The organism is Salarchaeum sp. JOR-1 (genome assembly GCF_007833275.1).
Lineage (GTDB): Archaea > Halobacteriota > Halobacteria > Halobacteriales > Halobacteriaceae > Salarchaeum.
In genome coordinates this window covers 1410763-1423414 of sequence record NZ_CP042241.1, presented here as the reverse complement: position 1 = coordinate 1423414, position 12652 = coordinate 1410763, and the positions used below count along the sequence as shown (strand labels likewise).

Sequence of the window (12652 nt, the reverse complement as noted above, 5' to 3'; positions counted from 1 at the left end):
CGGCGGCCATAGATTTATTCCGCGTACTGCGGTAGCATTCCACATGAAGTACGCGTACGTTCACGAGGACGACGTTGAGCGAGTCGACCTCTCGGAGAGCGACGAGACGCCGCCCGACCACGAGATGCTCCCCATCGACGACGCGCTCGGCCTCGCGGAGATGCGGGCGAAGGTGTGGCGCATCGACCCCGGCGAGGAGATCGGCTACCACGCGCACAGCGAGCAGGAGGAGTTGTTCTACGTCGCCGAGGGGACGTTCAGCCTCAAGCTCGGGCGGTCGGGCGACACCGAGGTGGTCGAGGCCGGCCCGGGGACGTGGTGGGCGGCGGGGCCGATGGTCGGCCACGGCCACCGGAACGTCGGCGACGAGACGGGCGTCGTGTTCGCGTTCGGCGCGCCCGCAATCGAGGACGAGGGCCTGAACCCCCACGACATCGACGACCCGCGCCGATGACGCTCGAACCCGGCGACCGGCCGCGGAACTGCGAGGGCCTGCTCTGCGACGGCGAGGTGTTCACCGCGACCTCCATCGAAGAGGTGAGCGAGGGCGGCGCGCTGCTCGTGTTCTACGGGTTCGCGTTCAGCGCCATCGCCGAGAACTGGTGGCGGCAGTACGACCGCCGGGGCTGGGACGACTTCGACGTGCCCGTCGTCGGCGTCGGCCGGGACGGTCCGAACGCCCAGAACGCCTTCCTCCGCAGTCTCGACAGCCCGTTCCGCATCTACGCGGACGTGGACGGCCGGCTGGCGGAGGAGTTCGGCGTGCTCGCGCGCCGCGAGAACATGGCGGGCGTGCGGATTCCGAAGCGGAGCGCATTCCTCCTCGACGCCGACCGCACGGTCCGGGCGTCGTGGGTGCTGGACGACTGGACGACGCCGATGCCCGCGAGCGACATCGAGGAAACCGTACATGGATCTTGAGGGAATACGCGTCCTCGACCTCACGCGACTCCTCCCCGGGCCGTACGCGACGCAGTTACTCGCGGACGCCGGCGCGGACGTCGTGAAGGTCGAGTCCCCCGACCGCGGCGACTACGCCCGCAGCATGCCACCGACGACGGAGGGCGGCGTCGGCCGGCTGTTCGACGCGGTGAACCGCGGGAAGCGAAGCGTCGCGCTCGACCTCACGACCGACGTCGACCGGGAGGCGTTCTACGCGCTCGCGGCCGACGCGGACGCCGTGGTGGAGGGGTTCAGTCCCGGAACGGTCGACCGTCTGGGCGTGAACTACGAGCGCGTCCGCGAGCACAACGAGGACATCGTGTACTGCTCGCTCTCCGGGTACGGACAGACGGGGGCGTTCGCGGAGCGCGCCGGTCACGACATCAACTACCTCGCCGCGGCGGGCGTGCTCGACGCGACTCGACGCGATACGGACGAGACACCGCGTATTCCCGGGATTCCTGTCGCGGACATGGCGGGCGGTCTGTTCGCGGCGTTCGCCGTCGCGGCCTCGCTCCTGTCGCGCGAACTCGGAAACGGCGGGGGATACGTCGACACGTCGCTCGCTGACGCCGCGCTCTCCGTCAGCCAACCGCTCGCGATGCTCGCGTTCGACGGCGACCCGCGGCCCGGACGCACACCACTGACTGGCGAGTACCCCTGGTATGACGTGTACGAGGCCGAGGACGGCGAGTACGTGACGCTCGCAGCGCTCGAACCCGAGTTCTGGGAGGCGTTCTGTGCGGACGCCGACCGCCCCGACCTCGTGGACGCGCACGGCACGACCGACCCCGTCGAACGCGAGGCGCTCCGCGCGGAACTCGAATCGACGTTCGCGGAGCGACCCGCGGCGGAGTGGGAGCGCCGCTGCGGGGCGGACGGAATGGTTGCCCGCGTCCGCACGCCCCGGGACGCAATCGACGCCGCGCACTTCCGGGAGCGCGGCGTTGTCCACGACGGCCGCGTCGGGTTCCCGGCGCGCGTCGACGGTGACGTTCCGGCCGCCGGCGAGTCGGTCCCCGACCTCGGCGAACACACGGGGGAACTGCTCCGCGAGGCGGGCGTCGACCCGGACGACCGGTAACCCTTTTCGGGGCGGCGGCGCAGACACGACCATGCACGGTATTCGCACACACAGTCGGTTCGTGGAGGGGGCGTAGATGCGGGCGAGCGTCCAGCTCACCGGCGACGACCCCGTTGGGTTCGCGGAGCGCGCCGAAGACCTCGGCTACCGGGGCGTGTGGACGGGCGAACTCTGGGGGACGGACGCGTTCGTCACGCTCGCGCGCATCGCCGAGCGAACGGACATCGATGTGGGCACGAGCATCGTGAACGCGTACTCGCGGAGTCCGGCGGCGCTCGCGGGCGCGGCGGCGAGCGTCAGCGAGGCGACGTCGGGACAGGTGACGCTCGGCGTCGGCACGAGCACGGAGAAAGCCGTCGAGGACTTGCACGGGGTCGAGTTCGCGAATCCGCCGCGTCGCCTGCACGAGGCGATAGAACTCGCGCGCCGGTTCCTCGAAACCGACGAGCGGGTGTCGTACGACGGCGAGCTGTTTTCAGTTCGCGACTTCCGGGGGCTGGACGCGGACGTGCCGGTGTACGCGGCGGCGCTCGGGCCGGCGACTCGTCGCGCGACCGGCCGCGTCGCGGACGGCTGGCTCCCGCACAACATCCCGTTCGAGTGCCTCGAACCCGCGTTCGAGCTGGTGGCGCGGACGGCGCGGGAGGCGGGCCGCGACCCCGGGGACATCGACGTCGTGCCGTACGTTCCCGCGGCGGTGAGCGAGGACAGGGCGGAGGCGTACGACGCGCTCAGGGGCCACCTCGCTTATTACGTCGGGAGCGCGGACGGCTACAAGAACGCGGTCGCCCAGTCGTTCCCCGACGAGGCCGACGCCGTCGCCGACGCGTGGCGGAGCGGTGACCGCGCGGCGGCCAGGGGGCACGTGAGCGACGAGATGGTGGACGCGCTCGGCGTCGCCGGCACGCCGGACGAGGCCCGCGAGCGGCTTCGCGAAGTCGCGGCGATTCCGGTGGTGGACGAGCCGCTGGTCGTGACGCCGTCGAACGCGAGCGCCGACCTCGCGGAGCGGACGGTGGCGGCGCTCGCGCCCACGGACTTATGAATCCGCGAAGATAGAGCGGTCGAGGTCGGCGGGGCTGGTGTTCCCGGTGAGCGCCAGCGTGAGGTCGAGGTCGGCGAGGAAGTTCTCGACGACCTCACTAACGCCCTCGGCGCCGTCGAGCGCGAGTCCGTACGCGTAGGGGCGGCCGAGCAGGACGGCGTCCGCGCCGAGCGCGAGCGCGACGACGGCGTCCGCACCACGACGGATGCCGGAGTCGAACAGCACGTCCGCGTCCTCGCCGACGGCGTCCACGACTCCGGGGAGGGCGTCGAGCGCGGCGACGGCGTTGTCCACCTGGCGGCCGCCGTGGTTCGACACGACGATTCCCTCCGCCCCTTTCCCGACGGCGCGGCGGGCGTCCGCGGGATGGAGGATGCCCTTCAAGACTATCGGGAGGTCGGTCTGGTCGGTGAGCCAGTCGAGGTCGTCCCAGGTGAGCGTCGCGTCCCCGAAGACGGCGAGGAACTCGCTGAGCGCGGCGTCCATGTTCTCTTCGGGCGGCTGGGAGAGCAGGTCGCGGAAGGCGGGGTCGCTCGTGTAGTTCGCGACGCCCTCGCCGTCGAGGAACGGGAGGTAGCCGTGAGAGACGTCGCGTTCGCGCCACCCCATCATCGGCGTGTCGAGCGTCACGACGAGCGCGTCGTAGTCGGCGTTCTCGGCGCGTTCGACGAAGCTCGCGGCGATGTCGCGGTCGCTCGACCAGTAGAGCTGGAACCACTTCCGGGTGTCTCCGAGTTCGTCGGAGACGTCTTCGAGCGTCTCCGAGGACGCGGAGCTGAGGCACATCGGAACGCCGGTGTCGGCGGCGGCGTCCGCGGTCGCGAGCTCGCCGTTCTCGTGGATGATGGACTGCACGCCGATGGGTGCGAGGACGACCGGCGCGGGCAGCGTCTGTCCCAGAACGTCGACGGAGAGGTCGCGTTCGGACACGTCGCGGAGCATCCGGGGGACGATTCGGTGGTCGCGAAACGCCCGGCGGTTCTCGGAGACGGTGTCCTCGCTGCCCGCGCCGCCCTTCACGTACGCGTACGCCTCGTCGCTCATCGCCTCCAGCGCCTGGCGTTCGAGTTCCTCGAAGTTCGGCGGGACGTCGGGCGTCTCGCCCATCAGCATTCCCTGCCCGTACACCGCCTGCTGTCGGTCGTCGCCGGGGTTCTCCATACCGCGGGGTTTCGACTGGGGCGTGTTAACTGTTCGCTCGATATCGCGTCGTCGTGAACGAAACTAAGGTAAACTCCACGCTCGATGAACAACGTTCACAATACCTAAGGCGGGGACGGCCGTCGCATCGACCATGAACCTCGTCGAACACGTCCAGAGCGCAGTGGACGAACACCCGGAGAACGTCGCCATCCACCACGAGGGACGCGAACAGACCTACGAGGAGTTCTGGGAGCGTACCGGCCGGTTCGCCGCAGCGCTCGAACGCGAGGGCATCGAACCCGACGACCGCGTCGCGGTGTACCTGCCGAACCTCCCGCAGTTCGTCACCGCCTTCCACGGAATCATGCGCGCCGGCGGCATCGTCGTGCCGATGAACCCACAGTACCGCTCGCGCGAGCTCGAACACCTCCTCGGCGACTCCGGCGCGAACGCCGTCGTGACCCTCCCGAGCCTCGTCGAGCACGTCGAGGACGTGCGCGAGGACACCGACGTGGAGTTCGTCGTCACCGTCGGCGCGGAGACCGAGACCTCGACCGCGTTCGAGGAGTTCCTCGCGGACGACACGTTCGGCCCCGTCAAGCGAGACGACGACGACGTTGCCTGCCAGCCGTACACGTCCGGAACGACGGGCACGCCGAAGGGCGTCCTCCTGACGCACAAGAACCTCTACTGGGACGCGGACGTGGCCGACGACCCCATTCCGGACGGCATCCGCGGCGACGACCGCCACCTCGGCGTGCTTCCCCTCTTCCACATTTACGGGATGACGGTGACGATGAACGCGACGCTGTTCAACGGCGGCGCGTACTACCCCATGGCCGAGTGGGACGCCGAGGACGCAGTTGACCTCATCGAGGGCGAGAACCTCACGCTCCTGCACGCTGTGCCCGCGATGTACAACGACCTCGTCAATCAGCCGGACGCCGCCGAGTTCGACTTCTCCAGCCTGCGGTTCGCGAACTCGGGCGGGAGCGGCCTCCCGATGGAAGTCCTCGAAACCTGGGACGACATGTACGACGTCCCGCTCTGCGAGGGGTACGGGCTCACCGAGACGAGCCCCATCACGCACGCCAACCACCCCGACGACCGCCGCCCCGGCAGCATCGGCAAACCCCTCCCCGGCGTCGACGCCCGCATCGTCGACGACGACTTCAACGCCATCGCCCCCGTCGAGGACGGCCCCGTCGACGAGGACGAGGCCGCGCTCCACGAGATCACGGGCGAGCTCGTCATCTCCGGGCCGAACGTCATGAAGGGCTACTACGAGCGCCCCGAGGCCAACGAGGAAGCGTTCACGGAGGCGGACGGCAAGCGCTGGTTCCACACCGGCGACGTGGGCTACCACGACGAGGACGGGTTCTTCTACGTGGTCGACCGGAAGAAGCACATGATCGTCACGGGCGGCTACAACGTCTACCCGCGCGAGGTCGAGGAACTCCTCTTCGAACACGAGGACGTGGCCGACGCGGCGGTCGTCGGCGTCCCCGACGAGCGCCGCGGTGAAACCGTGAAAGCGTTCGTCGTCAAGACGCCCGACGGCGACGTGACCGCCGACGAACTCAAGCAGTTCTGCCTCGACAACCTCGCGCCCTACAAGCACCCGCGGGAGGTCGAGTTCGTGCAGGAACTCCCGCGCACCACCACCGGGAAGGTCCAGAAGTACGAACTCGCGGGAGAGGAGTAGGCGACGCCGAGCAACGCGAGGCGTCGCCGAACAGGCGAGCGGCGAACGCCGTGAGCCGCGAGACGTAGTCAGCCCGCAGGGCTGACCGAACGTCCGAACGGGGAGCGGTGCGACCCGTGAGGAGGAGGCGTCGCCGAACAGACGAGCGGCGAGCGCCGTGAGCCGCGAGCCATGGTCTCTCTTCGGAGTGGCCGGACAAGGGACGGCCGTGTCGGAGCGGACGACACCCCCGTCGGTTAACGAAAATAGAATTCTTGCAAACTTATTAAACGGTAGAGCGTAATTGTCGCGTATGAGTTTCCAGCTCTCAGACGAGCATCAGGCGATCCGGGAGGCGGTTCGCGAGTTCGGCGAGAACGAGATCGAGCCGGTGGCGCGCGAGCACGACGAGAACAAGTCGTATCCCATCGACCTCATCGAGAAGGCGGCGGAGTTCGACTTCGTCGCACCCGGAATTCCCGTCGAGTACGGTGGCGCGGGGATGGACACGCTCTCCAGCGTCATCGTCACCGAGGAGTTGTGGCGGGCCGACCCTGGTATCGGGAGCGCAATCGGCTCTCGGGGGTTCGGGTCGAACATGATTCGGAAGTACGGCGACGAGTGGATGAAGGAGGAGTGGCTGCCGAGGATCGCGAACGGCGAGTCCGCGTGCTGTTCCTGCATCAGCGAACCCGCGCACGGCTCGAACGTCGCCGGCATCGAGACGGTCGCGGAGAAGGACGGCGACGAGTACGTCATCAACGGGAACAAGATGTGGATCACGAACGGCACGGTCGCGGACGTCGCCGTCGTGATGACGAAGACCGATACGGACGTCGAACCCCAGCGCAAGGGTATCACGGCGTTCCTCGTGCCCACGGACACCGACGGGTTCGAGACGACGAAGATCGACAACAAGCTCGGGATTCGCGCGAGCGACCTCGCCGAGGTGCAGTTGAACGACGTGCGCGTGCCCGAGAAGAACGTCATCGGCGACGTGAACAAGGGGTTCTATCAGCTGATGGACTTCTTCGCGTCCGGTCGGACGAGCGTCGCGTCCCAGGCCGTCGGGGTCGCGCAGGCCGCCATCGACGAGGCGAAGGCGTACTCGAACGAGCGCGAGCAGGGCGGACAGCTCATCAAGGACTACCAGGCGGTCAGCCACATGATCGCGGAGATGGCGGCGAACACGGAGGCCGCGCGATCGCTCACGTACCGCGCCGCGGCGGCGGTCGATAACGGGAACGACCAGGAGGCGACGCGGTTCGCGTCGATGGCGAAACTCACCGCGTCCGAGAACGCCGTGGACGTCGCGGACGACGCGATTCAGGTGCACGGCGGCGCCGGGTTCGTCACCGACCACCCCGTCGAGCGCTACTACCGTGACGCCCGCATCACGAAGATCTACGAGGGCACCTCGGAGATCCAGAAGAACATCATCGCCGGCCAGATACTCTGATGAACCACGAAGAGTACCGCACGCGACAGGACACCGTCACGGTCGACGTGGACGGCCACCGTGTCGAGATCGCGTACTACGAGGACGGGCCCGCGGACGGCGAGCCGCTCGTGTTCGTTCACGGCATCCCGACCTGGGGGTTCCTCTGGCGGGAGGTCGCGCCCGAGTTCACGGACGACTACCGGGTCGTCGTCCCCGACCTCGCGGGCTACGGGTCGAGCGAGAAAACCGACGGCTTCGACCGCTCCATCCGCGCCCAAGAGCAGGTCATCGAAGGGCTGGTCGACGAACTCGACATCGCGACGCCCCTGAACCTCGTGAGCCACGACATCGGCGGCGGCGTCGCCAGCCGGTACGCCGCGCACAGCCCCGAAGCGGTGTCGACGCTCGTCGTGTCGAACGCGGTGTGTTACGACTCGTGGCCGGTCGAGTTCGTCAACGACCTCGGCCTCCCGGGGACGGCCGAACTGCCGTTCGACGAACTCGAAGAGAACCTCGACTTCGCGTTCGGTGGTGGCGTGCACGGCGACGAGTCCGAGCACGCCGAGTTCATCGAGGGCATGAAAGCCCCGTGGATGACCGACGCGGGCCGTAGGTCGCTCTCGCGGTGTGCGGTCGCGACGAACACGAATCACACCACGGAACTCGACTACGCTGAAATAACCGCGGACACGCTCTGTCTGTGGGGGGGCGACGACATCCTCCAACCGGTGTCCTACGCGGAGTGGCTCGCCGAGGACGTGTCCGGGGCGGGCGAGGTCGTGACGCTCGACGACGCCTACCACTGGGTGATGGAGGACAGACCGAAGGCCTATACCGAGGAACTACGCGCGTTCCTATGAGCATGGAGCAAGAACCGGACTGGGATTTCAAGGAACGCGACGTGGTCATCCTGAAGGAACTCGCGAAGAACCCGCAGGTGAGTTCGCGCGACCTCACGGACATCCTCGACCAGGAGTACGACATCGACGTCTCGCACGTCACCGTCTCCGAATCCATTCGGAAGATGCGTCGCGCGGGCGTGTTCCGGGAGGCCATCATCCCGAACGAGGCGTACTTCATCTTCGCGCTCATGGAGTTCAAGTTCAACCCCGAGCACTTCGCGGAGGGCTGGCGGGACGCCATGGAGTACATCCGCGACCACGAGAACACGCTGTTCTACTTCCTCTCGGACGGCGAGTACCAGTGGAAGTCCGTGATGATGTTCCCCACACGACAGGCGGAATCCCAGTGGATTCACAACTTCTACAAGGATCACGGCGCCGTCATCTCGAACATCCGGAACTCCGTCGTGACGAACGTCCTCCACTTCGGCACGAACCCCGAGCTGTTCGACGCGCTCCCGCGATCGGAGTAGCGAACGCGGTCGCGTCACCACACCAGCAGAGCGCCAGACGTCGTGCGCTCCGGAGCCGCGACCCCACCGCCTTTAGTGGTGGAGGTGGAAGTCGCGTGTATGCCACGCGTCGAAGTCGACATTCCGGACAACGTCGAGGTCGAACTCGATCGATTAGTTGACGAGGGCGAGTTCGTGAGCCGCCAGGAAGCCGCCGAGGAGATTCTCGCGCACGGACTCCAGGTGTACAAGCCCGAAATCGAGGCGAACCGGGAGGAAGAAGAGATGTTCGGCGAGGAGATGCTCGAGACGAGTGAGCGGTCGCTCGGCGGCGACGAAGACGACTACGAGTTCTAGCGCGTCGCGGGTCGCGGGCGCGCTCACCCCATACCCATGGAGCACGCCCGCCCCGCGTCCCGTGCGGGCAGCGTGGGACTCCCCGAATCGGAAGCCGTCGCCCGCACGAGACACCTACGTTGAAGGCGAGTACGGGCAAAAACCCACCGTCACACGGCCGTCAGACGACCTTATCGGAAGAGCCGGTAGGAGGTCGCGCCGACGGCCACGTCCACCAGCTCGCCCTCGTACTGGCTTTTGACCGTGACGTCGGTGACGCCCATGGAGCCGCCGGCGCGGACGACTTTCGCGTCCGCGACGAGGTCGCTCGTGGCGGGCCGGAGGTACTTCACGTCGAGGTCGGTGGTGCTGAGCGACACGTCGCTCGGGTCGTCGAAGGTCGTGCGGAGCGCGAACGCGCTCGACGTGTCCACGAGCGTCGCCGCGATGCCGCCGTGGACGGAGCCGCCGGAGTCCTCGGTTTCGGGGTTCATGAGTTTCTCGTCGTAGGGGACGCGCATGACGACGCGGCCCTCCGCGATCTCGTCGAACTCGACGCCCAGCCACGAGAGGTAGCCGTGGCTGCCGACGAACTCGTCGAACCCGAGACCGGATGCGGTCTTCATTCGCCCGTGAACTCCGGTTCGCGGTCCTCCTGGAACGCCGCCGTGCCCTCGCGGGCGTCCTGCGTGGTGAGGAGGAGCGCGAACGCCTGGCTCTCCATCTGGAGGCCGGCGTCGAGGTCTTCGTCCGCGCCCTCGTTCATCACGCGTTTGGCGTGCTGGAGCGCGAGCGGCGGCCCGGAGACGAGGTCGTCGAGGAAGTCCGCGCAGGTGTCCTCGTACTCCTCCTCGGGGACGGCGCGGTTGATCAGCCCCCAGTTCTCCGCGCGCTCGGCGTCGATGTGTTCGCCGCGGAAGACGAGTTCCTTCGCGCGCGCCTCACCGATCATGCGGAGCGCGCGCTGCGTGCCGCCGCCGCCCGGCAGGAGACCGAGGGTGATCTCGGGGAAGCCGAACTGGGAGTCCTCGGTGGCGACGCGGAGGTCGCAGGCGAGCGCGAGTTCGAACCCGCCGCCGAGGCAGTAGCCGTCGATCTTCGCGATGGTCGGCCGCGGGAACTCGTCGACGACCCGGAAGACTTCCGTGGGTTCCGCGCGCTTCGCGGGTTCGATGTCCGCGAATCCCGTAACATCTGCGCCGGCGCTGAACGCGCGGTCGCCCGCGCCCTCGAAGGACACCGCGCGCACGTCCTCGGTGTCGACGGATTCGAGGAGGTCGACGACGGCGTCCATCAGGTCGTTGCTGAGCGCGTTCATGCGCTCCGGCCGGTCGAGTTTCACTTCGAGGAGCCCGTCGTCCGTGAGGTCCCAGGTGATGGTGTTGTAGTCGCCGGGCCCGCTGCCCGTGTTGTACTCGTAGAACCCCTCGCCCGCTTCTTTCCCGGTTTTGCCGTCCTCGACGAGTCCGACGAGGTAGTCGGCGGGCTCGTAGCGATCCGCGCCGTACTGCTCGTGGAGGTCTTCGAGCTTCGCGAGCACCGTATCGAGGCCGAGTTTGTCGCCGCGCACGCAGATTCCCTCGGGGAAGCCCGCGCCGAGTTTCATCCCGGTGTCGATGGCGTCCGGGGTCGCCACGTCGTTCCCGACGAGCTTCGCGGCCTCGTTCACCATGCGGGCCTCGATGCGGAGCGTGTCCACGTCCTCGCCCTGGCCCTGCTCGTACGTGACGCCCTCGCCGTCGTCGTACCGGTAGTAGCCCTCGCCGGTCTTGCGGCCGAGTTCCTCGGCCTCGACCTTGGCCTCCATCAGGGGCGGAATCTCCTTGCCGGCCTCCTTGCGGACGTGGTAGCCCACGTCGATGCCCGTGAGGTCGCCGAGTTCGAACGGCCCCATCGGGTAGCCCCGCCCGTAGACCATGGCGGCGTCGATCTCCTCGATCGTCGCGAGGTCCTCGGACGCCATCCACGCGGCCTCCTCGCCGAACGGCCCGAGCACGCTGTTCACGACGAAGCCGTTCACGTCCTTGCGCACGAAGATCGGCGTCTTCTCGACGGCCTCGACGAAGTCGTAGGTCGCCTGTGCGGTGTCGTCGTCCGTCTCCGCGCCGTAGATGACCTCGACGAGATCCATCTTCACGGGCGGGTTGAAAAAGTGCATCCCCACCACGTCCTCGGGGCGGTCGGTCGCGGACGCGATTTCGGTGATGGAGAGCGAGGAGGTGTTCGAGGCGAGAATCGCGCCGTCCTCGGCGTAGTCGTCGAGGTCGGAGAACACGTCCTTCTTGAGATCCATCTGCTCGGGGACGGCTTCGATGACGATGTCCGCGCCCGCGACGGCGGCTTCGAGGTCGACCTCGGTGCTGATGCGGTCGAGGATGGCCGCGGGGGGCTCGTCGAGTCGGTCGTTCTCGGCGAGTTTGTCGAGGCTCCACTCGATGGACTCGTAGCCGTCCTGTACGATGTCCTCCTCGATGTCACGCATCGTGACGTCGTATCCGGCCATCGCCACGACTTCGGTGATGCCGTGGCCCATGTTCCCGGAACCGATGACCGCGACCGTTTCGATGTCGTCTACGTCCATACGCGGTCGGTCGGCGCGCTCGCTCATTAAACCACCGACAGTCAGTTATCGCTGTAAACGCACCGCTCGTTGAACTGTACGAAACTAGGTTCTCGTGGCGTCTCGGGAATCTTCGGTAACAGCCGGGCGGATCAGGGGCCGCGAGTTACGCGGTCTGCCGCGCCCGCGCCGTCGCGGTGATGCCCGCGAGCACCACGGCCCCGCCACCGATCGTGGCTGCGCCCGGGACTTCGGCGAAGACGACGAGCGCCAGCAGCGTGCTCCCCAGCGGTTCGCCGAGCAGGCTGACGGAAACCACGCTGGACTCGACGTGTTCGAGCGCCCAGTTCACCACCGTGTGCCCGAACAGACCGGGGCCGAGCGCCATCGCCGCGAACAGCGCCCACTCCCCGGTGGGGTACGCGAGGAGCGGATGGCCGGCGGCGAGCACGAACGCGAGGAGGGTGAGCGTGCAGACGGAGTAGACGACGAGCGTGTAGGGGACGAGCGCGACGCGCTGGCGGAGCGACCGACCGGCGAGCACGTAGACGGACGCGGCGAGCGCGCCCGCGACGGCGAGCAGGTCGCCGTAGAGCGCGCCCGACCCGAGAAACGCGGCGAGGACGCTCGCGCCGCCGAGCGCGGGTTCACCGAGCGCCATCACCGCCGCGCCGGCGACGGCGACGAGGATGCCGGCGAGCATCCGGCGGGTGAGGCGTTCGCCGAGCAGGACGGCCGCGCCGAGCGCGACGAACAGCGGCTGGGTCTGCACGAGCGTGACCGAGGCCGCGACGCTCGTCCAGTTCAGGCTCTCGAACCACGCCGCGAAGTGAACGGCGAGCGCCACGCCGGAGACGACGGCCACCGCCACGTCCCGACGGCGGAGCGACCGCACGGTGCCGCCGTGCCCGCGCGCGAACGGGAGGATGCAGGCGGTCGTGAAGAGCACGCGATAGAACGCCTTCACGAGGCTCGGCGCGCTCGACGCCTCAACGAGAATCGCGCTGGTCGAGACGGCGACCACCGCGACGGCGAGCGCCGCCATCGGGTCGGTGCGCGCCGC

The 12652-nt window shown here is 68.1% G+C and carries 13 protein-coding genes; 9 read left to right on the top strand and 4 right to left on the bottom strand.

From position 1 onward, the window contains the following. Positions 1-43: 43 nt before the first annotated feature. From FQU85_RS08525 to FQU85_RS08510, 4 genes are all read left to right on the top strand, one after another. On the top strand, positions 44-454 hold the full coding sequence (locus FQU85_RS08525) for a cupin domain-containing protein (RefSeq protein WP_145846873.1): 411 nt from the start codon (positions 44-46) through the stop codon (positions 452-454). Beyond that, positions 451-921 (top strand): redoxin domain-containing protein, encoded by a 471-nt coding sequence (locus FQU85_RS08520; RefSeq protein ID WP_145846870.1) that lies wholly within the window; start codon positions 451-453, stop codon positions 919-921. Before FQU85_RS08525 ends, FQU85_RS08520 begins: the two co-directional genes overlap by 4 nt. Continuing rightward, positions 911-2026, top strand: a complete 1116-nt coding sequence (locus FQU85_RS08515; RefSeq protein ID WP_145846868.1) for a CaiB/BaiF CoA-transferase family protein — start codon at positions 911-913, stop codon at positions 2024-2026. The genes FQU85_RS08520 and FQU85_RS08515 overlap by 11 nt, the downstream gene beginning before the upstream one ends. A gap of 76 nt (positions 2027-2102) precedes the next feature. After that, positions 2103-3071, top strand: a complete 969-nt coding sequence (locus FQU85_RS08510) for an LLM class flavin-dependent oxidoreductase (protein ID WP_145846866.1) — start codon at positions 2103-2105, stop codon at positions 3069-3071. Here the strand turns inward: FQU85_RS08510 and FQU85_RS08505 are convergent. Further along, positions 3066-4232: an alpha-hydroxy-acid oxidizing protein gene (locus FQU85_RS08505; protein WP_145846864.1), complete on the bottom strand. Its 1167-nt coding sequence runs from the start codon at positions 4230-4232 to the stop codon at positions 3066-3068. The genes FQU85_RS08510 and FQU85_RS08505 overlap by 6 nt on opposite strands. Positions 4233-4365: 133 nt before the next feature. Between FQU85_RS08505 and FQU85_RS08500 the strand changes: the two genes are divergently transcribed. The 5 genes from FQU85_RS08500 (at position 4366) to FQU85_RS08480 (ending at position 9050) form a co-directional block, all read left to right on the top strand. Continuing rightward, positions 4366-5919, top strand: a complete 1554-nt coding sequence (locus FQU85_RS08500; protein WP_145846862.1) for a long-chain fatty acid--CoA ligase — start codon at positions 4366-4368, stop codon at positions 5917-5919. Between the two features lie 292 nt (positions 5920-6211). After that, positions 6212-7357: an acyl-CoA dehydrogenase family protein gene (locus FQU85_RS08495; protein WP_145846860.1), complete on the top strand. Its 1146-nt coding sequence runs from the start codon at positions 6212-6214 to the stop codon at positions 7355-7357. Continuing rightward, positions 7354-8199: an alpha/beta fold hydrolase gene (locus tag FQU85_RS08490; protein ID WP_370516773.1), complete on the top strand. Its 846-nt coding sequence runs from the start codon at positions 7354-7356 to the stop codon at positions 8197-8199. Before FQU85_RS08495 ends, FQU85_RS08490 begins: the two co-directional genes overlap by 4 nt. Further along, a complete protein-coding gene (locus FQU85_RS08485; RefSeq protein WP_145846855.1) occupies positions 8196-8714 on the top strand; it encodes a winged helix-turn-helix domain-containing protein in 519 nt (172 codons plus the stop codon). The genes FQU85_RS08490 and FQU85_RS08485 overlap by 4 nt, the downstream gene beginning before the upstream one ends. A gap of 99 nt (positions 8715-8813) precedes the next feature. Further along, positions 8814-9050, top strand: a complete 237-nt coding sequence (locus FQU85_RS08480) for a cell surface protein (protein WP_145846853.1) — start codon at positions 8814-8816, stop codon at positions 9048-9050. A gap of 170 nt (positions 9051-9220) precedes the next feature. On the opposite strand, the gene FQU85_RS08475 is transcribed toward FQU85_RS08480, so the two are convergent. The 3 genes from FQU85_RS08475 to FQU85_RS08465 form a co-directional block, all read right to left on the bottom strand. Next, a complete protein-coding gene (locus FQU85_RS08475) occupies positions 9221-9655 on the bottom strand; it encodes a PaaI family thioesterase (RefSeq protein ID WP_145846852.1) in 435 nt (144 codons plus the stop codon). Then, positions 9652-11610: a 3-hydroxyacyl-CoA dehydrogenase/enoyl-CoA hydratase family protein gene (locus tag FQU85_RS08470; protein WP_145846849.1), complete on the bottom strand. Its 1959-nt coding sequence runs from the start codon at positions 11608-11610 to the stop codon at positions 9652-9654. Before FQU85_RS08470 ends, FQU85_RS08475 begins: the two co-directional genes overlap by 4 nt. A 145-nt stretch (positions 11611-11755) precedes the next feature. Continuing rightward, entirely contained in the window at positions 11756-12634 is an 879-nt protein-coding gene (locus tag FQU85_RS08465; protein ID WP_206022101.1) for a DMT family transporter, read from the bottom strand. Positions 12635-12652 lie beyond the last annotated feature (18 nt).

Coding starts and splice junctions, on each gene's coding strand:
- FQU85_RS08525 (WP_145846873.1), top strand. CDS start 44: ATGAAGTACGCGTACGTTCACGAGGACGACGTTGAGCGAGTCGACCTC.
- FQU85_RS08520 (WP_145846870.1), top strand. CDS start 451: ATGACGCTCGAACCCGGCGACCGGCCGCGGAACTGCGAGGGCCTGCTC.
- FQU85_RS08515 (WP_145846868.1), top strand. CDS start 911: ATGGATCTTGAGGGAATACGCGTCCTCGACCTCACGCGACTCCTCCCC.
- FQU85_RS08510 (WP_145846866.1), top strand. CDS start 2,103: ATGCGGGCGAGCGTCCAGCTCACCGGCGACGACCCCGTTGGGTTCGCG.
- FQU85_RS08505 (WP_145846864.1), bottom strand. CDS start 4,232: ATGGAGAACCCCGGCGACGACCGACAGCAGGCGGTGTACGGGCAGGGA.
- FQU85_RS08500 (WP_145846862.1), top strand. CDS start 4,366: ATGAACCTCGTCGAACACGTCCAGAGCGCAGTGGACGAACACCCGGAG.
- FQU85_RS08495 (WP_145846860.1), top strand. CDS start 6,212: ATGAGTTTCCAGCTCTCAGACGAGCATCAGGCGATCCGGGAGGCGGTT.
- FQU85_RS08485 (WP_145846855.1), top strand. CDS start 8,196: ATGAGCATGGAGCAAGAACCGGACTGGGATTTCAAGGAACGCGACGTG.
- FQU85_RS08480 (WP_145846853.1), top strand. CDS start 8,814: ATGCCACGCGTCGAAGTCGACATTCCGGACAACGTCGAGGTCGAACTC.
- FQU85_RS08475 (WP_145846852.1), bottom strand. CDS start 9,655: ATGAAGACCGCATCCGGTCTCGGGTTCGACGAGTTCGTCGGCAGCCAC.
- FQU85_RS08470 (WP_145846849.1), bottom strand. CDS start 11,610: ATGGACGTAGACGACATCGAAACGGTCGCGGTCATCGGTTCCGGGAAC.
- FQU85_RS08465 (WP_206022101.1), bottom strand. CDS start 12,634: ATGGCGGCGCTCGCCGTCGCGGTGGTCGCCGTCTCGACCAGCGCGATT.